This is a genomic window from Pantoea sp. GW821-FHT03E06 (assembly GCF_059420725.1).
The window spans coordinates 592,471-617,152 of sequence record NZ_JBWKUG010000002.1; the positions used below are offsets into that span (position 1 = coordinate 592,471).

Genomic DNA, 24,682 nt, shown 5'->3' on the forward strand with positions numbered 1-24,682 from the left:
TCAGCGGGCGGATAAATATGCCCGAATTTCAAGAACCGAACTGCAGGGTATTCTTCTATGAATTTGATTCAAGAAGTTTTTCGTCTGTCACCGGAACTGGCGCTTTTCCTTTCTCTCGCGATAGGCACATGGATTGGAAAATTCAAACTAGGTGCATTTCAACTTGGCGGCGTTGCAGGCGCTTTGCTTATCGCCGTGCTGATAAGCCAGGTAGGAATTACCATTGACAGTGGAATTAAAAACGTTCTTTTTGCCGTGTTTATTTACGCTGTGGGCTTTGAAAGTGGACCAAAGTTCTTCTCCTCATTAGGTCGACGAACATTGCGTGAAATTGCTCTGGCGTTAGTTCTGGTCATATCATCCTTAGCCACCCTGGTCGTGATGGCCAAACTCTTCGCGCTGGACAAAGGCATTGCGGCAGGCATTGCGGCAGGTGCGCTGACACAATCAGCCATCATCGGTACGGCCAGTGCCGCCATTGCTAAACTGAATTTAGATCCCGCACAACTTCAGCAGATGCAAGGCAATGTGGCGGTGGGATACGCGGTCACCTACATCTTCGGCTCGCTGGGTGCCATCATCATCTGCGTTAACATTCTGCCGAAAATAATGGGCCGATCCATTCGCGAGGACGCGATAAAAGCCGAACAGGAAATGATGCACGGCGCAACCATTCTGGCGCCTGGTCAGGTCCCTGCACTCCCCGAGCTGGTGGGAAGGGTATTCCGGGTGGGACCGGCCGCAGGCAAGAGCGTGGCGGAGGTTGAAGCGTTGGCCCAATCAAATTTTCCTGTCACGCTCGAACGCATTAAACGTGACGATAAAGTCATTGCTGTCACGCCTGACATGGTGCTCAACGAGAACGATATCCTGTTATTGGTGGGTCGACGCAAAGGGATCGTTGCACTTGCTCCCTCGCTAGGCACAGAGCTGGATGCGGAGGATGGGCCGGAGATGACGATGAAAACCTCCGAAGTCTTACTAACCAACCCCGCGCTGATGGGAAAAAGGGTGGATGAACTGCGCAAACAGATTTCGGGCGACGTCCGGCACGGTATTTATGTCACCGCACTTAAACGGGGTGATGTGGTGTTGCCCTTCAAAGATGATGCTGTCATTGAGCGTAATGACGTAGTAACGCTGTACGGTAGCGAACAGGACATTCAGCGTGCGGTGACGCTAGCCGGTCCGGTGTTGCTGAAAAGTCCAAAAACAGATCTGATGTTTCACGGTTTTGGCCTGACCTTTGGCCTGTTGCTGGGATTGCTGGTGTTGCGTGTTGGTTCAGTACCTTTAACGCTGGGCAGCGGCGGCGGAGCGCTACTGTCCGGCCTGCTGTTTGGCTGGTATCAGGCACGAAAACCACTAATGGGAAATATGCCTTTGCCCGCATCGGGTTTGCTGCGTGATTTAGGGCTGGCGGGGTTTGTTGCGGTGGTGGGCTTACAGTCGGGCCTGCAAGCCGTCGAGACCGTGCGAAATAACGGCATCTCTATTTTCCTGATCGGCATTGTCGTGACTGTCCTCCCCCTAATGATCACGTTATTTATTGGTCGCTATTTGTTGCGCTATGACAATACGGCGATTTTTGCCGGGGCTTTGTCTGGCACGCGAAGTGCGAATCCCGCTTTTGGTGAAATTCTCGATAAGGCGGGCAATGCCATTCCTACCGCCCCCTTTGCCGTGACATACGGGTTGGCAAATGTGTTTCTCACCCTGCTTGGCCCGCTTATCGTCGCGCTGGTATGACAATGAAATGCTTCCTGATCTGGAGAGATTTACCATGTCTAACCCTTACGAAAAATATGCTTCACTCAGTCCCTTCGAACTCAAAGACGCCCTGATACAACTCGCCTCCGGTAAACCCGACCGCATGATGCTTAATGCAGGTAGAGGCAATCCTAACTTCATCGCGACCTTGCCCCGCCGTGCTTTCTGGCGTCTTGGATTATTTGCCACAGAAGAGGCGGAGCGATCCTTCTCTTATTTGCCGCATGGCATTGGAGGTATACCGCGCATTGAAGGTATTGAGGCACGTTTCGACGCATTTCTTTCTCGCGGCCATGAGCAACCAGGCGTTGCATTTTTGTCGAGGGCCGTAAGCTATGTCCGTGATCAGCTGGGGCTTTCCGCTTCCGATTTTTTACATGAGATGGTGGAAGGTATTCTGGGCTGCAATTATCCGGTTCCACCACGTATGTTGTCGCTTAGTGAAAAAATCACCCGCGAGTATATCGTCAAAGAAATGGTTGGCGGCCTGATTTCGGCTGAGGACGTTGAACTGTTTGCGGTGGAAGGAGGTACGGCCGCGATGACCTACCTTTTTAATACTCTTCGCACAAATGGTTTGGTTACCGCAGGTGATAAAGTCGCAATGGGCGCGCCCATTTTTACCCCTTATATTGAAATACCGCATTTGGAGGATTACCGGCTTGAAAGCGTGATGATTAATGCGTCGCCGGAAGATAACTGGCAATATCCCGATGAAGAGTTAGAGAAACTGCTCGACCCGGCTATTAAAATCTTCTTCTGCGTCAATCCAAGCAATCCTGCCTCAGTGAAAATGGATCAACGCACCCTGGATAAAATGGCGAGAATTGTTGAGCAGCGTCCCGATTTAATCATTCTCACGGATGATGTGTACGGTACCTTTGCGAATAACTTTAAATCATTGTTTGCTACCTGCCCGCAGAACACCATTTTAGTCTATTCATTCTCAAAATATTTCGGTGCAACGGGTTGGCGTTTGGGGGTGATCGCCACCCACCAGAACAATATTCTGGATGACAAACTGAGAAATATTAGCGATGCAGAACATCATCGTCTGCAGCAGCGCTATGGTTCCCTTACGCCAGACGTTCCCGCTTTACGATTTCTTGACCGGGTTGTGGCGGATAGCCGAAGCGTAGCCCTCAATCACACTGCCGGCTTATCGACTCCGCAACAAGTGCAGATGGTATTGTTCAGTCTATTCGCTCTGATGGATGGGGAGGACGGTTATAAAGCCGCTGTATCGGAAGTGATCCGCCGCCGTCAGGCCGTGCTCTACCGTGAGCTGGGAATAACGCATATTGATACCGAAGAGGCTGTAGATTACTACACGCTGTTGGATTTAGAGGCAATATCTCGTCAGGTTTACGGCGATGACTTTGCCGATTGGGTAAATAAAACCCTCAACCCAACCGACTTGCTTTTCCACATTGCAGAAGAGACCGGCATCGTCATGCTTCCAGGTACCGGATTTGGTAGCCTTAAACCTGCAGGACGTATATCTCTGGCTAATTTGAATGAATATGAGTACGCCGCAATCGGTAAGTCATTAAGAAAGATGATGGAGCAGTATTTTGAAAAGTATCATTCTGCACTGCAAGGGAAAGATAAAAACGCTTAGACCAAGTACAACATAAGATAAGTTGTAAGGCGATAACAATCAGGGCTGTGTTGCAGCCCTGATTAACGTAATCATCGGTTTCTGGCTTAGTGTCCTATCTTTGGAAAAAATAAATACTTACGCCAAATTCGCAAATTTCACTCACTTTGCAGACCATATTGGACAAAAGCAAAATAATAAGACATATAAGTGTAAAACATCTTTTTAAACCTATCGAGTATTTCAACCTCACCGCTTTTCGGATCATAATTTATCATATTATTCTTTTCTGCTTCGATGAAAATATTTCTCAGATGAGAACGTGAGACGCTGCACTCCCGTGAGATGCGCGTTAGCGCGCCCTCCTTGCAATCTTCTCTTTTAGGCTTATTGCCAATATTGAATAAATTCAGCATGACCATATGCCCTGAATCCTTGTCGATAAAAAGATGAGCATCAGGAACTAAATTTATAATAAAAAAGCCTGCTTTATAGATTTCCGAATACCGTGAAAAATATTGCGCAATATTATCAAGTGAAATGTGATGAGAGCGCTTCTTTCCGCTCAGGATATCAAGAGCACTTGTCATTGTGTTAATTAGACTTATTGAATCATTTGCGCCTTTTTCAGTCAAAAAATAACGCATTTTTCTTTTATCCTTCTTGCTCACTTTCATTTTAATTCTGCCACTAACACTCATCAAAGTAAGGAGACTTGAAATGGTATTGGCGCTGACAAGACCAAACTTCAGACATTCGGCCTTTACATCGGAGAAGCAAGCTTCTTCGTTAATGTAAAACTGTGAAGCCGTTACCGTCGCAACCAGAAAGCGGTTATTCTTAAAGATAAATTTATAGAAATGGCTTTTGCGTTTGAACTCTTCCGTTATCATTTCGCTATGTTTGTGAATTGCTGCATTAAGCAAAGGGTTTGCTGCATTGTCTAAATATAACTTATTAAGTGCCTCAAAAACTCTAATTTTATTTTCCATGGTTACTCGCTGCAGAAGAACTTCTATGGCGTCATGCCTGAATAAAGTCCTGTTAGTAAATATAATATTATGCGAACAGCCGCCTCTTTTTTGACTATAGAGCGACATGTCAACTCTCGCAACCTAATATAAATAAAAAAGTCAATATACACTTAGCTAAACATGGTGTTAAAGATTGGGTAGAAATGTTGTCATTTAGATGCGCTGATTTTTATGTAGAATTATGGACATGCCGTGAATGCGAGCAAACTAATCTAAATGGGTAGTAACATCGCGCTATTATCATGGTCCATGGGAAGGAGCATCTGCTCACTTAGCAGACGTTGAATTCAACGTTGCTTTTTATTCTTGAGATCGAAATATATCAGGGACGCCAGAATAATCATGAATATCAAAACATTCCCAGAACAGGACCATTACTTTAATGTGGGGTTAAGACATTTTATTGCAACCTTTAAGCCAAGCCTGCCCGCGCCTGCCAGATATTGCCATTTTGTAAAGCTGGATGTGCACTCATTAGTGCATGTGGTGAATGGCACCGGCGAGTTTACACTTCCTCAGGGAAATGTGGTTTTAGTGAGTTCATCACGATGTATGCCACTGGCAAAATTTCTTGAAAATACAAACAGTGGCAGGATACGTATTCTTGATATTACTGCGTTAAGTAAATACCCGTGGCCCAATTTAAAAACGCCGGTTAATGTTTATAAAAACAGCCCGAGCATTACGGCTGGAGAATATAAAGCGCTTCAGTTAAGTCTACAGTGTGATGCTTTACAATACCTGGAGGGTGCAAAGCGGAAAACTTATTACTCTCAACGAGACAATGCGCTGAGAAAACTGAATGTTAAAAAAGCATCGAGCCTTTTACTGTGGCAGGAAAGTTATGGCTGATTGACTCACTCTTTGCAGTGATTAAGGCAGCGAAATTAATTCATGCCAGAAGTCTTCTCATGAACTTTCACACTTTTCGCAGGGAGGATGACGCCAAATTTTTCAAAAAACTCTAGCCGATGATTCTGCCTAATGATATCAGCATCCACTGTATCGTTTATATAAATTAAAATCTGGTGACACGTTAATCAAGATACACTTCTACAACTTTGTAAAAAGGATGACACAATGCATGCGCAAAATAAACTATTAGTCCGGTTACTAAGCGGTTTACTCTTTTCATCATCGGCGATTGCCGCATCGGAGAATACAATTAACTTTCAGGGCGAAGTGTCTGATGAAACCTGTTCGATTGCGGTAAATGGAAATGCGGCCTCGCCTGTCGTTCTAATGCCAACCGTCAGTAAATCAGAACTGGCGAAAAGCGGCGATACAGCAGGCCAGACTTCATTCACCGTAGGTCTATCCGGCTGTACCGGCAGCTCAACGACGTCAACAAAAGTCTCTACGGTATTTGTGGGAAATAACGTCACGGCTAATGGCAACCTTGCCAATACCGGCAGCGCGACCAATGTGGAAGTTCAATTAGTCGACAGCAAAGACGCTGTAATCAATTTAACCGGTGGCTATACCGGTGATGGCGACCTTACGTTGGCAGCCGATGAAACGGAAGCTTCAGCAAATTATATTGCGCAATATTATGCAACCAGTGCCGCAACCGCCGGTACGGTTGAGTCATCAATGCAATATGCCGTCACCTATCAGTAGTTAAAGTATGAGAGTCCATTGAAATGGGCTCTCAGTTAATGCAATGAGAACGTTGGTATGTCTTTACACACGCTTTTTTCATCTTTATTTCTGATAGTGATATTGACGTCTGCGAATGCCACGGCGAGTGTTACGTTATTGGGGAGCCGTATTATCTATCCATCTTCCGCTCACTCAATTGATATTCAGTTTAAAAATGACGATAACATTCCGTATGTCATTCAGTCATGGTTTGATGAAGGTGATATTGACGCTCAGCCACAGCAAATCAATAACGTCCCTTTTATTATTACACCGCCGGTGTTTCGCATTCAGCCCAAGGCTGGGCAAGTATCACGCATTATGTTCAACCAAACAACAGCTCTGCCACAGGATAGAGAAACGCTTTATTGGTTCAACATGCTGCAAATCCCCCCCAGCAATCTAACGTCTGATTCAGCGAAAAATGCAATGACGGTAATGCTGAGAAATAGAGTGAAGATTTTTTATCGTCCAACCGCCATTGGCGAACCAAAAAATATTCTAAAAGGATTAACTGTTCATGATGTCTATGATGCCGTTAAAGGGAATGGCATAACAATAGATAATGCTCAGCCTTGGTATGCCTCGATAGTCGCTGTTTCTGTACGCATATCCACCGAAAAATACTCTTGCACACCTGAAATGATAGCCCCCTTCGCCAGACAAACATGTTGGTTTCACAAAAATAATAAACGCTTACAAGGTGTGGGTGCGGTGAATATCGATGCGATTAACGATCAGGGGGCAAGAATAAGTGAAAGCTATACAATTGACGCGCAGTGAATTGCGGCTGTACTTATTCTTTTTCGGCGTATCGGGCTGCTTGTCTCATCCTGCACATGCTGATGAATACTATTTTGATCCCTCGCTGTTCAAAGGCTCATCCTTTGGTCAAAACATTGATCAATTCAATCGTAGTGACGTGCCAGCGGGGCAATATCTTGTTGATGTCTATTTGAACAATAAATTAATTGTTTCCAGCGAAGAGATCACGTTTATCTCCTCAGAAGCAGATAAACGCGCTGAGCCCTGCTTGTCGAAGTCACTTATTGATACGCTACATATAAAATCTGCCCTGACATCGCCCTTATCCCGCACCTGCTATCCGCTTGCATCATGGACGTCCTTTGGAAACTGGGAGTTTGACGCCGCGGCGTTGCGTCTAAATATTACGCTGCCCATGACTGCACTTAATCGTAAACCCAGAGGCTACGTCCCAGTGTCTGAATGGGATCAAGGTATGACAGCTCTGTTTCTGCGTCATAACACCAACTATACCTGGACGGAAAACAGTGGTGCGGATTATCGCTACCAATATTTATGGAGTGGCATTACTGCGGGTAGTAATATCGCGAACTGGCAACTACGCCACCAAAGTAATTTACGCTATCTGAGCAGCAGCACCGGTGGCAGTAGCTATCGCTATAATAGCGTTAGAACCTGGGTGCAACGTCCGTTAGAAAAATTAAACAGCTTAATTGCTATCGGTGATAGCTACACCGACAGCAATCTGTTTGGCAGCCTGCCCTTTAACGGTATCAAGTTAACCACGGATGAACGTATGTGGCCGCAAGGCAGGCGAGGCTATGCACCCGAAATTCACGGTATTGCTTCATCGAACGCACGCGTAGTGGTGAAGCAGTTAAATAAAGTGGTTTATGAAACTGTGGTGCCGCCAGGCCCCTTTGTCATTGATGATTTGTTTAACACGCGCAGCCAGGGAGATTTTGAGGTAACGGTGATTGAGGCAAACGGTAAGATGGCGACATTCACCGTTCCTTATGCCTCCGTTCCAGATTCTGTCAGACCGGGTAACTGGCATTATTCCTTAGCCATGGGACGCGTGCGCCAATATTACTCGGTGAACAACGGCTTTTTGGAAGGCGTTTTACAACATGGCATGAGCAACAGCATAACAGCGACGGCAGGTTCCAGGCTGGCGCAAGGTTATCAGGCCTGGTTACTGGGTGGGGTGTGGGCGACACAATGGGGTGCTTTAGGCATGAACACCACCTTCTCCCAAGCCAAAGTGGAGGAAAATCACCCTATTTCGGGCTGGCGCGCCGAATTAAGCTATAGCAAAACCTTTCACACTGGTACGAATCTGGTGTTAGCTGCCTATCGCTACTCCACCAGTGGCTTTCGCGATCTACAGGATGTACTTGGCGTACGACGCCAGGCCAAAAATGGAATTCATTACGACTCTGATACGCTTAATCAACGAAATCGACTGTCGGCAACCCTAAGCCAATCTTTGGATGCGTATGGCTTGCTCAGTCTCAGTGCCAGTAGTTCAGACTATTACAACAATCAGTCGCGTATCACTCAGCTACAACTCGGCTATACCACCAGCTGGAAAACCATCAGTTTTGGAGTGAATGTGGCGCGCCAACGCACGTACTGGAACAGCGGACGTCACATCATCAGTGTGAATGATAATGCAGACGCTTCACGCCAGCAGAAATATACCGAAAACACCGTTTCGTTAAATATCTCTCTACCGCTGGATTGGGGATCGGGCCTCTCTTCGGTGGCCTACAACTATAACCAGTCAAAAACCAGCCGCTCTTCCACCGTTTCACTTACCGGATCGGCTGGTGAGCAGCGCGACCTATCCTATTCGATGTATGGCGGTACCGATCGTTACCACAACGATTCAACGGGCGAGGCCAGCTCCTTCGGTGGTAATTTGCAGCAAAATACCCGAGTAGGGGCATTCCGCGCCAGTTATGGTCAAGGTAATGATTACCGCCAGCTCGGACTGGGTACTTCCGGTACGCTGCTTTTGCATCGCGGTGGACTGACGGCCGGTCCGTATACCAGCGACACCTTTGCTTTGATTCATGCCGACGGTGCGCAAGGTGCAGTTGTGCAGAACGGTCAGGGTGCGGTGATCGATAGCCATGGTTATGCCTTGCTGCCGTCGCTTACCCCATATCGTGAAAATACCGTCACCCTCGATAGCAAAAACATGCGTGCGGATGCCGAGTTAAGCGGGGGAAGTCAGCGCGTAGTACCTTATGCAGGTGCGGTGAGTCAGGTGAAATTTTCCACGCTGCGCGGCAACGCGGTATTGATCTCACTCAATGAGGGCATTACGCCACCTATGGGGGCTGACGTTCGCGACAGCGAAGGCACATTAATTGGCGTCGTTGGCCAGGGAAGCCAGCTCTACGCCCGCGTGCCGCATACCTCAGGCAGCCTAAAAGTTAGTTGGAATGGCAATACGAACCACTGCTTAGTGAATTATCAAATCCCCGGTCATGTGCATCAGGCGCTTATTCATCTCGACGGGACATGTAGGAAATCATAAACGTGAAAATTAAAACCTGGCTGCTGGCGCTTATTATTCTGCTGGCCCACTCTCCCACGGTCTGGGCGAACTGTATTCGGGTGACCAGCACCTCGTCGCTCTCTGCCGCCGCACTGGCAGCCGGTTATACAGCCGGTTCCTGGCCAGGTGCTTGTGATACCTGCTCCGGCAATCTTGGCTTACCGTCTGTAATCAGTATCAACAGCGGGAGTACGTTTCAACCCTCCGGGACGCTGCTTGCCAGCTCTGTGGGTAGCTTTCTCTCATCGGCTAGCAGTGTGAACTATAGCCCGAATCAGATCCTGTATCGCTGCGCTGTGACTGATGCCGGCAGCCTGTACGAAATGTATGCCACGAATGGTGATAGCCCGTATGCCGGTATGTATGCCAGCAGTGAAGTAGAGGGGGCCTATTATGACGTGGCAAAAAATGTGGCAGTACGTATGACCAATCTCGCTACCGGGGAGTTTTACAGTCGCTACTGGAAATCACGTCAGTTTACTTCCGACAACTGGTATTCCGACGGCACCTACATTTATATCCCAGCCAGCGCCTTCAGCAACGTGTTGTATGAAATGTTTAAAATCAGCTCGACCAGTTACTATGCCTCCGCGGCGAATCGCTATACCGATATCTGGACGCAGCCACGCGGTTATATCGCCTTTAAAGGACCCGGGCTCGATACTAATAGCCTGCGGGATGGGCAAGACAGCGCTAGCTATTGGTATGGCTTTTACGCTAACTGGCCTGCCGCCTGGAGTAGTTACAAAAACGTTACTTATGTCCGCGGCGCACTGTGTGAAGTGAAAAATTATCCCTCGGTAGTGTTGTTGCCGACGATTAGCGTAGGGGCGTTATCGGGTGGCAGCAGCAGCCAGGCCCCCTTTTCCGTCACGCTGCAATGTGAATCTGGCGCGAATTCCAGTACTAGCACGTCAACGACAAGTTCAGCCAATGTCGCCATGGGCTTCCTTGTTAATCAGGCAACATCCGTTCTTAAAGCCACTCAAATGGGATTAACCACCAGCGGCGGCGGACTGACATGGCTGCTGGATAATCAATACGGCAGCAGTGGCGTGGCATCCGGAGTGGGCATCAAAATTTATGACGCTAACGGTGCTCCCATTAACCTGTTACCCGATCTCACCAGTACCGGTACAGGTAATACGCGAGGATGGTATGCCTATACCGATCTGACCTCGCTCGCCGCTTCCGGCACCAGCAACATGTATAGCGGTGACTTTACCGCTTCGCTTGAAGCACTGAGTGGACAAACAATTACAGCAGGGACAGTCAATGCGCAGTTGCAAGTGGTGGTTAGCTTTCAGTAACGCGTGGGTTTTAGCCTGTGTGCTTTACGCCCATTCTACTTTTGCCGTCGTAAATATTGATAAAACGCGCATTATCTTTAGTGCTAGCGAAAGCAGCCAGACCTTGAATCTCAAAAATAGCCCTGATAATCCGACCATTGTGCAGATCTGGAGTGATGATGGGGACATAATGCAGTCACCTACGCTCACCCGGACACCGGTATTTGCTATGCCGCCGGTGATGAAACTTCTCCCCGATGAACAGCGAGTTATTCGGCTGATGTTACTCTCACAGCATTCTCTGCCCATGGATAAAGAGAGCCTGTACTGGCTTAATCTTTATCAAATACCTGCATTAGCAAAAGAGACAAGTCATGCTGAGCGCAAGGTGGTGCTGCCGCTACGACTGCGCCTTAAAGTCTTCATTCGCCCGGCAGCCCTTACCGCGCCTACACAGCAAGATGTGCAACGCTTACGTTTTGAGAGCCGCAATCAGCTTTTAACTATCGTCAACCCGACGCCCTGGTTTATGAGCCTTCGTCTGCAAATTGAACCGAATAAGATGATCAATAATATTATGGTCGCCCCTAAAGGTAATTACACCTTACCTTTAAAACAGCCTTTACAGATAAATGAAAAAATATCCTTTGAGGTGTTCGATGATAATGGAAATCCTGTGCGCTATTTTGCACATTTGCATTGATAAATTAACGCACCAGCAAGGCGTATTTTCAGGTCACGCCACAACGTGTTTGGGTATTTATGCTTAATATATAAGCGTTAACCGAGATACCTGGCGCATGAACACCATTTAAAATTAATTATGACGGTTTTTTAAGAATAAACGCCAGGCAAAAATCCCCATCCTGCCTACAGTTGGTAATGAGGTTTTCATCAACGTGAAATGGAGGAGGTAATTTGTCTATTCAACACGACGGGAAAGGCTACGTCATTATTGGCGAAGCGGCATTAAGCATTGCCTTGGGTCAAAGAGTGGTCAGCGTTCATTCGCTAATCGACGAACTTGATCATATGGCAAATGCTGGCGGCAGCGAAGCGCGGTTGTCTGAGATTACCAAAGCCAGTGCCTGGCTGAAGAGTTTCGAAGAACCGGAGCGAGCAGTCCATCAAGTGCCCTACCTGCAAACGCTTGCAGGCTTGAACGACGAGACAAACTGACGCCATAGGACGTAGTCCGGCTCCGGCCGGAAGACGATAACGAAGATGACCTCAGCGGTCACGTTTCTACGTGTACCGGCCGGAGAATATGTCAGGGACGACACTCTCCCCCACACATTGCCCTCTTTATGCCTGCAAAAGATAAATGTCAGAATTAATACATTTACCGAACTTATTTAGAAAATAATTACTTCCTTACTAGTGAATGTAGTTTGTCGATTTTTAATATTCTGTTCCACAATTTGTGGTCAAACCAACTGCTGCATAAGAATTATTGGACATCGGCACAGTAAAATAGAAACGGCTTGAAATCGATTTCATTGATAACAAGGGTTCTTTTTAAGAATTTTCTTTAAGGATGCTTATTTGCCAGCATAATCATTCTTTACTCACTCTTTCAGCGAGTTGGCTAAACGTCACCTACGTTTAATTCTACCTTTTTTCAGCTAAATTCCAGGGACAAGTGGATGTAGCAGGAATAAAAGTGAATCCTTGACTACACTTTTTTGATGATTAACGAGAAATGAACAGGAGGAAACACCGTGTTATTTCATGATGACCAGCAAGGGCACATTATTATTGGCGAAGCAGTGTTTAACCTCGCCGTTAGTCAACAGGAAATCAGCGTTGAATCCCTTATTGCAGAATTAGGTGTAATGGCAGAAAACGGTATCAGTGAAGATAAGCTTTCTCAAATTGCTGACGCCAGGCACTGGCTCGAAGGGTTCGTTAACACCGCCCCCCGACATCGCGCAGAACTCCGCTGGCTTGCTACAGCAAAGTCTCCTCAACTCATGAATCTGCCGTCAGAAGACAACAGTAAAACCTAATGTTATCTCGGTCGCGCCTGAGGGCGCGCAACCACATTTTTTTGAGGCTTCGCCGCTTACTTAAGCCAAAAATGCCTCTTTATTCAGGTGCGCATGAATGCGCACCCTACGAAATCCCCGCTCTCTATTTGCCTCTTCCTGGCCATGCCTTGAGTGCAGCGCCATAACGGAAAGCGTATAGCATTTCCCCCGCAACGCTGCATTGCGCGTGCTCTCACTTATAGCTTGATGACAATTAGCACTTTTCGCCAAAAATCCAAATCTGTACACAACCAGAATATCTGTACAATGTTAAAATTAGTGTATAACTTTACACCTAGACAGAGTCGGCTATATTTCAATTTTAAGATGGTCGCTACGCGTCGCGTTATCACTACACTTCCGGATGAAGGGGATAAAGTCAATGCATCAAAGCACGCAGCAAAATACAGTTGAAGCAAACATTTTTCACCACTTCCTTAGTGCGGGTGATGCTCTCTCTGCGGAAACCGCGGTTATTGACGCCACGGTTCGTGATTTGACTAATCAAGGAAGAGAGGTCACGACCACTGCGTTAATTTTGCACCTCATTTCGGCCATTGAAACCACTTCTGATGCCGCGCAGGTCGATATCTTACTCAACACGCTTAAAGTCGTTGTAGGATTGACCCCGGGTGAAGAGGAGCGTTGGGCTTACTTCAACTGGTAAACGTTGTTTGCACCCTATTGCCACGATCTTTCGGATAGCTGGCCACAACGCTGAAGTCTCAACGCCATGTTGAGCTCGTAGCGCCAGCTTATCCGCCCTGCTCTTTTGTTTTCGCGCCGCTCCTCCTCTCTTTGCAACTCACTTCACTGTTACGGGCTGCTTCACCCTTGGTTTGCCTAATGCCGATCAGTTAAGCGCCGTATCAAATCACCGCACCTTCCGTAGCGGCGCGATTTATCGCGCAATGAATTGCGCCGCTACATTGTGTGCTCTCGATAATGAGGGTCTTTCATATCTTAACTGACAACCATCAGGCAAAAATTTGCCACAAAAATAGTGCCATTAATTTGCAAAGTGCTGACTTGCGTCTAGTCTGGACTGACCAGTAGGGAAAAGTAAAAAGCATTCCATAATAATTAGAGGTGAAAATATGATTTTGAGTGAGTTTATGTCAAAGGTGAATCGCTGGCCTGACATGCATTTCACAGCAATAGAGTGCGAGCCGCGCGATATGACCCATGAAATTTACGCCATCGATTGTACTCATCAAACGATGAGTCGCCTGCTGCTGTGCCGCACACCTGATCCGCAGCACGCTGAAGAAATAGTAAAACGCTTTAATGACTGGCTGCTCAAGAGTAATCGAGGGAGAAATAAGCGCCGGAAGCAATTAGACACGCACCAGCGGCATGCAGAGAAGACATTACGGGAATTGAAGGCACTTCCTACTGAATTAGCCACCTATCATTCAGCAAACATCTAACTTTCTAAGGTACGTCGCCCTCGCCTCTTTACGCTTTCACATAGAGGCGAGGCCGAAAAAATCTCATTTATCATCATCCGGTGTGCGGCCCACGACGATTTCGAGGCAATTGCGCAGTACATCAAGCTGCTCAATATCATTCGTGCTTTCAAGTTCTGCGATCAAACTTAAAATAATGGCTTTATTCGTTACTCGGCCTCTTTCTGTCAGTAACGACTTCACTATGGCACCAATCACCTGTTTTTCTTCGTCAAACTGATCTCCAGTACTATGTAAGAAGGACTGGAGGTCTGATTCGGTCGTATTCTGCTGCATCGGGTGTTCCTTTTAACCTTGGTGACTATTATGAGCTTTCTCTCGCTGACACTTCTACCAGTATCAGTGCCGGGTTGAGCCATCATTACCGAATTTTCCAGTCGTAATTATTACGCCCTTTTCTCGCTCTCCCGCGCCGGGACTATCGCGCCGTACCATTTCAGCCTCAACATCCCGAATGGCGAGCTTTGTAGCGCGCATCCGCACTTCATCATGCTCCGCGTTAAGCATGAGCCTAAGCTTAGTTAGAAGCGCACGTTGCGATATGCGCCCTTTTTCACGCAGTAACGTAACAACAGCCTCACCGATGAGAATGTCACAGAGTTTTTCTTCATCGCTGTTTTTCATATCACTCTCTGGCCAGATAGGCCGATTAACAACGTTTAGTCCCGGCCAAATAGCAGCGCTATCAGCTGGTGGTAGTGATGCTCTTCATCAGACGTGGAGGCGAGTTCGAGACGTGACAAAAGTTTTGTACAAATCGCTTTGCGATTCAGATTACGTCCCGAACGGAGGATCTCAACCACAATGCTACCCAGCGTTTCCTGCTGAGAAGGAAGTGATGCGTTGTTGAAATAAGCAGCAATGTCATTTATCGAACTGGAAGTGCCTACGTTCTGTTGCATGAAAACCCTCGGTTGGTCACGGTTTAATCGTTATGCCAGGAGGTGAAGTTATACAACAACAACGAGCTTGTATAGGTTTATTAAGCCAGAGGTAAGAAAAATATTTTTTATAAAAATGATTTGTGTATGGAGAGAATGGGCCGCCATGGCCCGCCTCTTCACTTTGTCCCCCTCGCATCCACGATTGCGTTATCGCTAACAATCGATAAAGTGAGTTACGAAGATAACCACAAGCTCGCATCCACCTCTTTAAACTGAGCACGAATAAAATGCTCTTTCAGATGATAAGGTACCGTACAATCAAAGATGGTTTTTGTCGTTGTTCCCTTCGCCGTTACGCGCGGGTCATAAAAAGGCTGTTGCGTAGGATCAAGCACATGCCCCGCAACACCGGGCACGAAAAGAGTATCGATGTCGCCGACATAACGCGTCTGCAAAGCCCACATCACATCATCGGTATCAAAGATATCGACATCTTCATCAACCAAAATCACGTTCTTAAGTTCACGATAGACTGAAAGCGCTATCAGCGCAGCCTGACGCGTCATACCGTCGTCACCGGCATTTTTCTTCTGCACCTGTAATATGGCAAGAAACTTACCGCCACCTGCGCTGTGGGCGTACACATTTTTTACCAGTCCTGGCAGAGCGTCCTCACATTCAATATGGATGCTGGCCTCCGTTGGAATACCCGCAAGGCTGACATGCTCCTCACCTGGTCCTACTAAGGTTTGCAGGATGGGATTTTTCCGCGTGGTGATAGCTTTCACTTTGATTACCGGCAGCGAAGGGTTTGCCTCCCCTGTATAACCGGGAAACTCCGGCATCGCCTTGCCGGTATGGCTGTTCTGATCTTCTGCAACGCGTACGCCGGGTAAAATTTCACCTTCAATAACAATTTCTGCGCGAGCAATCGCACGCTGCTTAACGGTCAAACACTCCACCAGTTCAACCGGTTGACCTCGTAGTCCTCCCGCCACGCATAACTCATTAAAACCAAACGGTGTGGTGGGTGCTTCAAACTCTGCGCCAATATGAATTGCCGGATCAAGCCCCATATTAATGGACACCGCCAACGGCTTGCCCGCGGCTTCCGCCTTTAAGCGAAACGCATCAATGTGGCGTCCTGGCGCAAAAAATATTGAAAGTTCATCTTTGCTTTGAACACAAAGACGATGAATAGTGACATCAACATTATCGCGATCATCAGGATCGCTTCCCAACACCAGACCAAGACAAAAATAGGGTCCTGCATCTTCAGTTGTATTGGTCGGTGCCGGCAGAATTTTTCGTAAATCAAATCCCTCGTCCTCAGCCCGATAGACCACTTCCTGGCAGGGCGCATTCTCAGGCTCAATTACCGTCGGCGGGGTCACGTTCCTTCGCGCTTCAGCCATCTGAATACCCAACTCACGTTCCGGCGCGCCCAGTAACGCACTCACGCGCTTACGGCTTGCCATTAAGCCGACCAAAACACGCGCGTCAGGAAAACCTTTGATATTGTTGAACGTCATAGCGGGGCCGATACGCGTGGGGCGCATCACCGTGCCGCCTGCACCGATATAGCGATATACACCCGCAAGTTCGGCAATCGGATCCACTTCGCGGTTCGATTCAACATACTGTTCTGGTAATGTTTTAAGCAGTTCAATTGCTGAACGCAGATCGTTAACGGGGGGAACATTCCAGCCTTGAGGATGAGGTTCACCGGCTTTAACGATGCGGTAAGTAGACGGTTTTTTTTGTGGCATGGTATGGCTCTCTCTCAGGGTTGTTCATGAAAGGTTTTCAGGTGAAATAGCACTTCTCCCCAATAGGTATTACAAAAAGGAAGATGCGGATCATTTTCTGACCAAACGCCGTGCTCCAGCTTAACGAGCGTGCGACCATCGTTTAAATCGCTGAGCGTAAAAACAAGTGTTTTACCGGGATCGCTGTCGCTCTCTTCTCGCGACGTCTGCACAATGCGCTCATCGCTTACAAGTTTTTCGGTTACCCAGCTGAAGTGAGTGTCCGGTTTTGGCCGCAGAGTAAGAACCTTTCCCGCCGCAATTTCTCCTTCGACCTTGCCGCCATGCCAGGCCGCCATTTTCTTCAGATCCGTGAGTGATGTATAAACCTCATGACGGCTGGCTGAGATTTTTATCGCGTGATACAACGTAACCATCTTATTCCTCACTATTTTCACGTATTCATTCAAAAGTGCCGAATAGAGAGTATAGGTTCAGTTTTAAGTAGCGTTCAGACGTAATGCGTTAACGTCTCGTTTATTCCTGATAGCGATTTTTATTAAGCCACGTTAAACACTGAAAATTTATTTAATTTTGTAAAATTCATATTACGCCGCCCGCTTACCATATTCTGATATGAACATGACTATTACATAGGCGAACAATTTCTTTATTCATCTAAATTGAAAGGGCTATTGCGGGGCTGAAAAAGGTGAACTAAATATAATATGGAAATTTGAATTAGGTCCGGAGAGAAATGATGCCTTTTGCAGCAACGGCGGCGAACAGTGAAGAGAATAAACCCTCTGATAAAACAACAACTGTGCGTGTAACGCCGCTCACGGTGGGTAATATCACCATTAAGCAAGGTAAACCTGCCGTTATCGTGTCTTTAAACGGTGATAATGACAAAACCCTATTGAGTCAGGCCAGCCAGGCGGCCGAAAATGACGCTGTACAAATTGCCGAACTGCGCGTTGATAAACATCAAAATGCGCTGGACGCGGATCGAATTGCACATCTTGGCCATGCTGTACGTGAGCGGCTTGAGGGAAAGCCGCTGCTGCTGACGTTCCGCACTAAGGCAGAAGGCGGGAGTGGCGAGGTGGATGACCAAACTTATCTGGCACTGTATAAAAAATGGTTAGCGGCTGGCTTTGCCGATCTTATTGATGTTGAAATGCGCATTGGCGAGAGCATCACCCAGGAAATTATTAACGAAGCCCACCGTCGAAAAGTGGCTGTGATCCTCTCGTTTCACGATTTCGCCTCAACGCCGTCTTCTGCCGACCTACTTGAAAGGTTGCAGTGGCAAGCGGCTCAGGGCGCAGATATTCTAAAGATAGCTGTTATGCCGCATTGGCCTGACGATGTCATTCGACTGCTGGACGTTACCTGGCAAATGAGAAAGCAGTCCGACAAACCGTTACTCACCATGGCCATGGGTGACCCAGGCAAACTGTCGCGTGCCGCTGGCGAGCTTTTCGGAAGCAATTTAACGTTTGCCAGTCAGGGAGCGGCTTCTGCACCGGGCCAAATCAATATTGAGACCTTGTCTGTCATGCTCGATACGCTACATGTGGATCATGAAAATCTGACTTGAGCAGAATTTTGGCGTGTAGTGCGTTTAAAATGGGGCAGCGATGCGTCGCCAGATGACCTCGCGAAGAGCGTTTCCCTCGGCGCGAGGCCTGTTGGCGATATTATTTTTTCTTGTTCAGCATCGACTTTAAATCGGCAAAAGGATTATAGGTGGCTGCGGCAACATCTTTCTGCGCGTCTTCTCCCGCCACAACGCGCGTGCCGTACTGATCTGCTTCTGTGTACTTAGCGTGTTCGTGGTCATGACAATACAGACACAATAACTCCCAATTACTGCCGTCTTCGGGGTTATTGGTATGATCATGATCGATATGGTGAACGGTTAATTCGCGCAGGTTTGAATACACAAACTCGCGCGCGCAGCGTCCACATACCCATGGATAAATTTTTAATGCCTTCTCACGGTAGCCGCTTTCCAGCCGCGCGTAATTTTTTGGAATCAGAGCCATTGTCGATATTACCTGTTCGAAGAGAGGATTGAATTGCGAGGTAAACAGGGTACTGCAAACCGCTGATCAAGTCCGCTCTTCGCGCCACTGCATTCGCTTATTTTGCAGCGACGCACTCTGGCGATACCTTCAGAACTCGGACTCTTCGCCTGGCAGTGATTCTGAAAGCGCCTGCCCTTCCACTCCCGCGTAGAAAATGACTAACTCGGTTGCGTCGTCGGTGGTATAGCCACGGTGCGCGCTGTTGATGGTTTCATTCAGCGCGTCCCCCGCTTTAACGCAATGGGTCTTACCGGTTTCTTTGTCTTCAATCGTCAGCTGACCAGATAAAATGTAAGCGGTATTCGGCATCGGATGCGTGTGCCAGGGAAGTTCGCTATGCGGAGGTAATGACATACGCATTACCGATATTTCTGGCTTACCGGCCGGGTATTCCTTGTAGGTCTGCCCGTTCCACGCGGTTCCGCTTTGGGAGACCAGCTCATGTTTACTCTCTGCCATATTTCCTCCTGTCATAATCGTCTGGTTCGAGTGTAGATGACTGGAATAAATCTGCAGCGCAGGGTATTACGAGCCCGCCACCTATAAGCCTAAACTGGCGTTCATCCGCATGCCTGCCTACACTTTCATCCCTTTACTCGTACTCACGGAATCAGAGAGGCATTCATGTCCAAGGTATTTATTATTGGCGGTGCAGGAAACATTGGTCGTCGCCTTTCATCCCTGTTAGCGACCCAAGGCCATATTGCACGCCCGCTGTTTCGTAAAGCGGAGCAGGAACAACCCTTACGCGATCGGGGAGCCGAGCCAGTTAACGGTGATTTAACCCGTTTGGATAGCGCCGCTCTTGCCGCACTAATGGCAGGAAGTGATGTGGTGGTCTTTACCGCCGGCGCGGGCGGTAAAGGCGGAGAGGAGTTGACCAATGCCATTGACGGCGAAGGCCTGAAAACCGCTGTGGCTGCCGCACAGCAGGCTGGGATAAAACGCTTTTTGCTGGTTTCCGCTTTCCCTGAAGCGGGAAGAGGAAAAAACCTTTCCGCCACCTTCGAAAACTACATGCGCGTGAAAAAAATGGCGGACGTGGCGCTGGCACAAAGCCAGCTGGATTGGGTGATAGTGCGCCCTGGCACGCTAACGGATGAACAAGGCAGCGGAAAGGTCAATGCGGGCCTGGCTATCCCCTATGGCGATATCCCGCGTGAAGACGTTGCGGCTACGCTGGCAGAAATCATCGATCGGCCTGACCTCAATCGCATCATTATTGAGCTGACGAGCGGAGAAGTCGCGATTCGGGAAGCGGTGGGGCATTTAGCTAAAGACTAACTCGCCATCATTGTCACCATAGAATTTTGCCGCGCTAAAGGCAGCACTCTCCTCTGCCTTTAGCGTTGATTCTGCTTACTCATCCAGCGACCGCAAATGATCGGTTTTATTCAACGTCATCAGCGCCGGAATACTCACCGCAGCCGTCACGATAATATACCAGGCGGGAATATCCAGATTGCCTGTCTGCTTAATGAGTGAAGTGATAATCAGCCCAGCACATCCCGAGAAAATAGCGTTAGAGAGAGAATAAGCCAGGCCAAGTCCGGTGTAGCGTACGCGCGTGGGAAACATCTCCGCCAGCATTGCCGGTCCCGGTCCTGCCAGCAACCCGACAATTCCTCCTGCCAGTAATACCACCAATGCCTTGATTAACAGCGTTGCGGCATCGGCCTGCAGTAATTTAAGCAACGGCAAAGCCAGCACCAGCAATAGACAAGCAGCAATAACCATCACGCGGCGACGCCCTATTCTGTCGCTGAGGATCCCCGCCGGGAGGATGGTTGCCGCAAAGCCGACGTTAGATATCACCGCAATCAGCAGCGCCTGATTAAATCCGGTATGCAGTGATGATTGCAAATAGGTGGGCATAATCACCAAATAGGTATATCCCGCCGCCGACCAAACCATCACGCGGCTAATCGCCAGCAGGATGATCTTGAAAGTCGTGCCGAAGCTGGCCCGGACCGGTTGGGGCTGATGCGTTTTTTTCGCTTGCTGCTGGCGCACAAAGCTGGGTGTCTCTTCCATGCTGTACCGTAACCACAACGCCAGCGCCCCCATCGGTAATGCCAGGAAAAAAGGAATGCGCCAGCCCCAGCTGTGCATCTGTTCAGCACTTAACACGGCGGAAAGCAACGCCACAATGCCGGCTCCCGCCAGTAACCCCAATGCAACAGTGAATGATTGCCAGGCACCGTAACGTCCCCGCTGTCCTTTAGGGGCAAATTCAGTCATCAGTGAAACCGCGCCGCCATATTCCCCCCCGGCGAACAGGCCTTGCAGAATACGCAGCCCGGTGATGATCAGCGGCGCCGCCACACCAATGCTGGCATAGGTGGGAATCAAGCCGATCGCCGTCGTCGCTAACGTCATCATAATCAACACGAAAATCAGCGTGGGCTTGCGTCCCATCCTATCGCCCATGCGGCCAAAAAACACCGCGCCGAGAGGCCTAAAGAAAAAAGCGACCGCAAACGAGGCATAAGTGAGGATTAAACCCGTCAGCTCGGCTTCGCCCTGCAGGCGAAAGAAATTCTGCGCGATGACCGTGGCAAGAAAGCCATATACGGCAAATTCGTACCACTCAATAAAGTTGCCAACAGAACCCGCAATTAATGCGCGTTTCTGTGAATGCGTGGTCTTGTGTGGATTCTGCATGCTGCGTTCTCTGGTCGGATAGTGATTCAACAGGATGCGTCATGCGTCTGCGTGGTCAAGGACAACCGTTTATTTCTCCTGCTTCTGTGAATACGCTCAATGTGGCGAGCGGGCAAAGAAATGGCATGCCGTGCTGTTGAATTAATTTTAACCCGCATCCGCCGCTGCTACGCTTGTGCTTTTTGCTTCTCTCACGGCAACAAGCATACCGATCACCGCTGCGCCCGCCAGTCCCCACATCACCCATTGGAAACCTGCGATCTCGCCGCCGGTTTGAAAGATCTGTGTTGCTAAGGCTAACCCTAGCGCGCCGCCAAGATTATGTAGCGTCCACGAAATGCCAATTCCCTGCGCGTGATGGGCCTCGGGCAAAGCGGCGAGTGCTGCTGCGACAGAAGGGCCGAGGATGGCCCCCCAACCTGCCCCCATCAGTATGAAGGCGAGAAAGAGAGGTAAGAGCGCTGAGCTGACGAGGCTCTGTAGCAGTGCGGAAACCGCCAGCAGGGCAAAACCTACCGCCATCACCGGCCAGGGCGAAAATCGGTCAGCAACACGGCCTGCCAGTGGCGATACCAGCGCCATGATTAACGTCACCGGCAGCAGCATCAGGCCAAGTTGTGCATCACTCAAATGAAAGATTGCCATCAGGCGGAACGGCATCAGCATAAACGCCGAGCAGTAGAATATCGCCAGCAACACGGAGAGCAAACAGGCTGACACAAAGCCGCGAATACGCAATAGATGAAAGTCGATCATCGGTTGAATCGCGCGTTTTTCTAGCAGCACAAAAGCCAGCAACAGCAGCAGCGACGCCAGCAGCGTCACGAATGAAGTCCACGTTAACATCCCCCATTGCAGGACATGGCTGCACCACACTAGCAGTGGAGCTAACCCGGCAGTCATCAGCAGCCAGCCAGGTATATCCAGACGCGTTTCATTACGTCTGCGCGATGCCGCAATACAGCCGCTGCAAAAAAGAAAACTCAGCAGGATAAGCGGCACATTCAGCAGGAAAACCGCACGCCAGCCGAGCCAGCTTACCAGCACCCCGCCGGCTACCGGCCCCAACGCTAATCCAAGCCCGTTCGCGGCAAACAGCACGCCAAGGGCGCTGCCGCGTTTTGCCACGGGCATTGCCTCAACCAGAATAGTGGCACTGACGGTATACAGTACCGCGCAGCCCGCGCCCTGTAACAAGCGACAAAAGTGCAAGAACAGCAGGTTAGGGGCTAATCCCGCCCCTAGCGAAGCCGTGCCAAATAGCAGCATCCCGGCATAAAGCACCCGACGAGCCCCCATGCGTTCAGCCAGACGGGCTGACATCACCATGCAGCAACACAGTGCCATCACAAACAGCGTCATTGCCCACTGCACATCCTCAATATCAGTCTGAAAATGTCGCTGCAGTGCGGGTAAAGCGGTATTGACGATGGTGAAATCAATACAACCCAGAAAGCTGGCCAGACAAATGCCCGTTTGCATGCGGATCAATTTAGCGGGTGTAACAGAGTGAGAAGCTGACATGCGAAGGTCCTGAGGCGAAAACCTTATCCTGACACGATTTAAATTCGCCATTAACGCTATGTTTTCGTCATACTGGCGAACCTTTATCGTCAATTCCAGGTCGCAAAAAAATGGTCAACACCGATAGGCTGAACGGCATCCGTGCTTTTGTGCAGGCGGCCCAGGCGGGTGGATTCAGTCAGGCTGCAGAGCAACTCGGTTTATCGCGTTCCACCGTGGGAAAAGCAGTGGCCCGTCTGGAAGCACGCTTGCAGGTGAAATTATTTCAGCGCACCACTCGATCCCTGTCGCTGACCAGTGAAGGTGAACAATTTTATCAGGATTGCCTGCAGATTTTGGCGAGTCTGGATGCGGCAGAGAATCGACTTACGGCGCATGCCAGCGAACCGACCGGCCAATTGCGGGTAGCAGCGCCGCCCTTGCTGGGTGAGAAATGGGTGATGCCCGTCTTATTGCCGCTGACGCGCCGCTGGCAAGGACTGTCTCTCGATGTGCGGCTCTCAACCAAACGCATCGATCTGGCAGCCGAAGGGGTTGATCTCGCGATACGTATCGGGGCACCCGGCCATCACGCGGATCTGACTGCTCGCCTGATTGGCCAGCAACCGTTGCTGTTATGCGCCGCGCCTTCCCTGATAACGACTGTTAATCCTCTGGATAAACCAGACGGTCTTATTGATTTTCCGCATCTAACGTTACTTGAAAACGGTCGATCGCAGCCGTGGCTACTGAAAAACGCTGAGGAGATGGTTTACTGGCAGCCAGACGATCGATTGCGCTTCAGTAGCATGAGTGCCGTTTATGCTGCGACTCTTGAAGGCTACGGCATTGCACAATTACCGCGCTGGCTGGTAAATGAGGATATCCAGAGTAGAAAACTGATTGAGATCCTGCCGCAAACGCGCAGAAACAGCCTGCCCATTTACGCCGTGTGGTTGAAAACCGCCGCGATGCCGCTGCGGCTAAGGTGTGCGATTGATGCGCTGAAACAGGCCTTTGCGCAACAGCCTTTGTAAATCACGCTTTAAGCCTTAGGCGCCCTCTCGCATGCAAACCAGGCAGTACGCCGCTCTTTTTTCGGCATGATGCGTGCGGAAATATTGCCAGGCATGCGCGGGTGAATAAAAGGACCCCATAAACACGCGATTATTATAGGCCGGCGCCCAACGGCAGTGTTCACGGTGGAGATTACAGCAACCGTCGGCATCCTCCTGACTAAACACGTAAAAGTCGGTTACGGTTAATTTCATTTGCTACTCCACTTAAGGCATAAAAATATGAAAAATACCACGCTTAAAATCGCCTTTTGCGGAAACTCGCTTGCAAACGTTTTTAACACCGATTCAAAAAGATCCATCTATTAAAGATAGCCCGCGTAGCGTCTATTGTCTCTAATTAACGATAAACATAAATAAGCCGAACGGAATAACAATAAACCCAAGCCGTTAAATATATTAACTCATTTTGCCGACGCGCTTAATAGTACCACTATTTACTACGCCTGATCGCTGTAACCCCCTAAATTACCCTTTTATTTATGCGCAGGCAGCCACTAGGATATTTCTTAAAAGCAGAATATAAGTTCTGGCACAATTAAACTTA

General features: G+C 48.8%; 25 protein-coding genes. 15 read left to right on the top strand and 10 right to left on the bottom strand.

Features of this window, described 5'->3' with window-relative positions:
* Positions 1 to 57 precede the first annotated feature (57 nt).
* Together aspT and AC07WB_RS22235 are read left to right on the top strand one after the other, a co-directional pair.
* Positions 58 to 1,749, top strand: coding sequence for an aspartate-alanine antiporter (gene aspT, locus AC07WB_RS22230; protein WP_097098097.1), 1,692 nt, complete (start codon positions 58 to 60; stop codon positions 1,747 to 1,749).
* Between the two features lie 34 nt (positions 1,750 to 1,783).
* On the top strand, positions 1,784 to 3,391 hold the full coding sequence (locus tag AC07WB_RS22235) for a bifunctional aspartate transaminase/aspartate 4-decarboxylase (RefSeq protein WP_097098098.1): 1,608 nt from the start codon (positions 1,784 to 1,786) through the stop codon (positions 3,389 to 3,391).
* Positions 3,392 to 3,528: 137 nt separating this feature from the next.
* Here the strand turns inward: AC07WB_RS22235 and AC07WB_RS22240 are convergent, their stop codons facing one another.
* Entirely contained in the window at positions 3,529 to 4,362 is an 834-nt protein-coding gene (locus tag AC07WB_RS22240) for a hypothetical protein (protein WP_097098099.1), read from the bottom strand.
* 384 nt (positions 4,363 to 4,746) lie between these two features.
* Between AC07WB_RS22240 and AC07WB_RS22245 the strand changes: the two genes are divergently transcribed.
* From AC07WB_RS22245 to AC07WB_RS22290, 10 genes are all read left to right on the top strand, one after another.
* Positions 4,747 to 5,256, top strand: a complete 510-nt coding sequence (locus AC07WB_RS22245) for a hypothetical protein (RefSeq protein WP_141400278.1) — start codon at positions 4,747 to 4,749, stop codon at positions 5,254 to 5,256.
* A 228-nt stretch (positions 5,257 to 5,484) separates the two neighbouring features.
* The gene (locus tag AC07WB_RS22250) at positions 5,485 to 6,024 is read left to right on the top strand and encodes a fimbrial protein (RefSeq protein ID WP_345830460.1); all 540 of its coding nucleotides are present in this window, start codon (positions 5,485 to 5,487) and stop codon (positions 6,022 to 6,024) included.
* A 57-nt stretch (positions 6,025 to 6,081) separates the two neighbouring features.
* On the top strand, positions 6,082 to 6,828 hold the full coding sequence (locus AC07WB_RS22255; protein ID WP_097098101.1) for a fimbria/pilus periplasmic chaperone: 747 nt from the start codon (positions 6,082 to 6,084) through the stop codon (positions 6,826 to 6,828).
* Positions 6,815 to 9,358 carry a fimbrial outer membrane usher protein gene (locus tag AC07WB_RS22260; RefSeq protein ID WP_494941452.1) on the top strand — a complete coding sequence of 848 codons (2,544 nt, stop codon included), beginning with the start codon at positions 6,815 to 6,817 and terminating at the stop codon, positions 9,356 to 9,358. The genes AC07WB_RS22255 and AC07WB_RS22260 overlap by 14 nt, the downstream gene beginning before the upstream one ends.
* Positions 9,359 to 9,366: 8 nt before the next feature.
* Positions 9,367 to 10,689: a fimbrial usher protein StbD gene (stbD, locus tag AC07WB_RS22265; protein ID WP_494941453.1), complete on the top strand. Its 1,323-nt coding sequence runs from the start codon at positions 9,367 to 9,369 to the stop codon at positions 10,687 to 10,689.
* A complete protein-coding gene (locus tag AC07WB_RS22270) occupies positions 10,655 to 11,371 on the top strand; it encodes a fimbrial assembly chaperone (RefSeq protein WP_494941366.1) in 717 nt (238 codons plus the stop codon). The genes stbD and AC07WB_RS22270 overlap by 35 nt, the downstream gene beginning before the upstream one ends.
* Before the next feature lie 215 nt (positions 11,372 to 11,586).
* Positions 11,587 to 11,847: a hypothetical protein gene (locus AC07WB_RS22275; RefSeq protein ID WP_345830456.1), complete on the top strand. Its 261-nt coding sequence runs from the start codon at positions 11,587 to 11,589 to the stop codon at positions 11,845 to 11,847.
* 542 nt (positions 11,848 to 12,389) lie between these two features.
* Complete coding sequence (locus AC07WB_RS22280) at positions 12,390 to 12,677, top strand: hypothetical protein (RefSeq protein ID WP_494941367.1); 288 nt, start codon at positions 12,390 to 12,392, stop codon at positions 12,675 to 12,677.
* 403 nt (positions 12,678 to 13,080) lie between these two features.
* Complete coding sequence (locus AC07WB_RS22285) at positions 13,081 to 13,365, top strand: biofilm development regulator YmgB/AriR family protein (RefSeq protein WP_494941368.1); 285 nt, start codon at positions 13,081 to 13,083, stop codon at positions 13,363 to 13,365.
* Positions 13,366 to 13,795: 430 nt separating this feature from the next.
* On the top strand, positions 13,796 to 14,128 hold the full coding sequence (locus tag AC07WB_RS22290) for a hypothetical protein (RefSeq protein WP_345830451.1): 333 nt from the start codon (positions 13,796 to 13,798) through the stop codon (positions 14,126 to 14,128).
* A gap of 63 nt (positions 14,129 to 14,191) precedes the next feature.
* Here the strand turns inward: AC07WB_RS22290 and AC07WB_RS22295 are convergent, their stop codons facing one another.
* The 5 genes from AC07WB_RS22295 to AC07WB_RS22315 all read right to left on the bottom strand — a co-directional run bounded on the left by AC07WB_RS22295 (position 14,192) and on the right by AC07WB_RS22315 (position 17,236).
* Positions 14,192 to 14,443, bottom strand: a complete 252-nt coding sequence (locus AC07WB_RS22295; protein ID WP_097098109.1) for a biofilm/acid-resistance regulator YmgB/AriR — start codon at positions 14,441 to 14,443, stop codon at positions 14,192 to 14,194.
* Positions 14,444 to 14,506: 63 nt separating this feature from the next.
* Positions 14,507 to 14,791, bottom strand: a complete 285-nt coding sequence (locus AC07WB_RS22300) for a hypothetical protein (RefSeq protein ID WP_097098110.1) — start codon at positions 14,789 to 14,791, stop codon at positions 14,507 to 14,509.
* Between the two features lie 35 nt (positions 14,792 to 14,826).
* The gene (gene ycgZ, locus AC07WB_RS22305) at positions 14,827 to 15,069 is read right to left on the bottom strand and encodes a regulatory protein YcgZ (RefSeq protein WP_097098111.1); all 243 of its coding nucleotides are present in this window, start codon (positions 15,067 to 15,069) and stop codon (positions 14,827 to 14,829) included.
* A gap of 215 nt (positions 15,070 to 15,284) precedes the next feature.
* The gene (locus AC07WB_RS22310; RefSeq protein ID WP_494941454.1) at positions 15,285 to 16,790 is read right to left on the bottom strand and encodes a UbiD family decarboxylase; all 1,506 of its coding nucleotides are present in this window, start codon (positions 16,788 to 16,790) and stop codon (positions 15,285 to 15,287) included.
* 44 nt (positions 16,791 to 16,834) lie between these two features.
* Positions 16,835 to 17,236, bottom strand: a complete 402-nt coding sequence (locus AC07WB_RS22315) for an SRPBCC family protein (protein WP_097098113.1) — start codon at positions 17,234 to 17,236, stop codon at positions 16,835 to 16,837.
* Between the two features lie 320 nt (positions 17,237 to 17,556).
* On the opposite strand from AC07WB_RS22315, the gene aroD reads away from it, so the two are divergent.
* Positions 17,557 to 18,402, top strand: coding sequence for a type I 3-dehydroquinate dehydratase (gene aroD / locus AC07WB_RS22320; RefSeq protein ID WP_494941369.1), 846 nt, complete (start codon positions 17,557 to 17,559; stop codon positions 18,400 to 18,402).
* Positions 18,403 to 18,502: 100 nt separating this feature from the next.
* Here aroD and yajD read toward each other — a convergent pair whose 3' ends face one another.
* Both yajD and AC07WB_RS22330 read right to left on the bottom strand, forming a co-directional pair.
* Positions 18,503 to 18,850, bottom strand: coding sequence for an HNH nuclease YajD (yajD, locus tag AC07WB_RS22325; RefSeq protein WP_097098115.1), 348 nt, complete (start codon positions 18,848 to 18,850; stop codon positions 18,503 to 18,505).
* A gap of 129 nt (positions 18,851 to 18,979) precedes the next feature.
* Positions 18,980 to 19,351: a cupin domain-containing protein gene (locus tag AC07WB_RS22330; protein ID WP_400457454.1), complete on the bottom strand. Its 372-nt coding sequence runs from the start codon at positions 19,349 to 19,351 to the stop codon at positions 18,980 to 18,982.
* Positions 19,352 to 19,516: 165 nt separating this feature from the next.
* Between AC07WB_RS22330 and AC07WB_RS22335 the strand changes: the two genes are divergently transcribed.
* The gene (locus AC07WB_RS22335) at positions 19,517 to 20,176 is read left to right on the top strand and encodes an NAD(P)H-binding protein (protein WP_400457452.1); all 660 of its coding nucleotides are present in this window, start codon (positions 19,517 to 19,519) and stop codon (positions 20,174 to 20,176) included.
* A gap of 75 nt (positions 20,177 to 20,251) precedes the next feature.
* Here AC07WB_RS22335 and AC07WB_RS22340 read toward each other — a convergent pair whose 3' ends face one another.
* The gene (locus AC07WB_RS22340) at positions 20,252 to 21,556 is read right to left on the bottom strand and encodes an MFS transporter (RefSeq protein ID WP_494941370.1); all 1,305 of its coding nucleotides are present in this window, start codon (positions 21,554 to 21,556) and stop codon (positions 20,252 to 20,254) included.
* 147 nt (positions 21,557 to 21,703) lie between these two features.
* Positions 21,704 to 23,080, bottom strand: a complete 1,377-nt coding sequence (locus tag AC07WB_RS22345) for an MFS transporter (protein WP_494941371.1) — start codon at positions 23,078 to 23,080, stop codon at positions 21,704 to 21,706.
* Positions 23,081 to 23,190: 110 nt separating this feature from the next.
* On the opposite strand from AC07WB_RS22345, the gene AC07WB_RS22350 reads away from it, so the two are divergent.
* A complete protein-coding gene (locus AC07WB_RS22350; RefSeq protein ID WP_494941372.1) occupies positions 23,191 to 24,096 on the top strand; it encodes a LysR family transcriptional regulator in 906 nt (301 codons plus the stop codon).
* Positions 24,097 to 24,682: the final 586 nt, after the last annotated feature.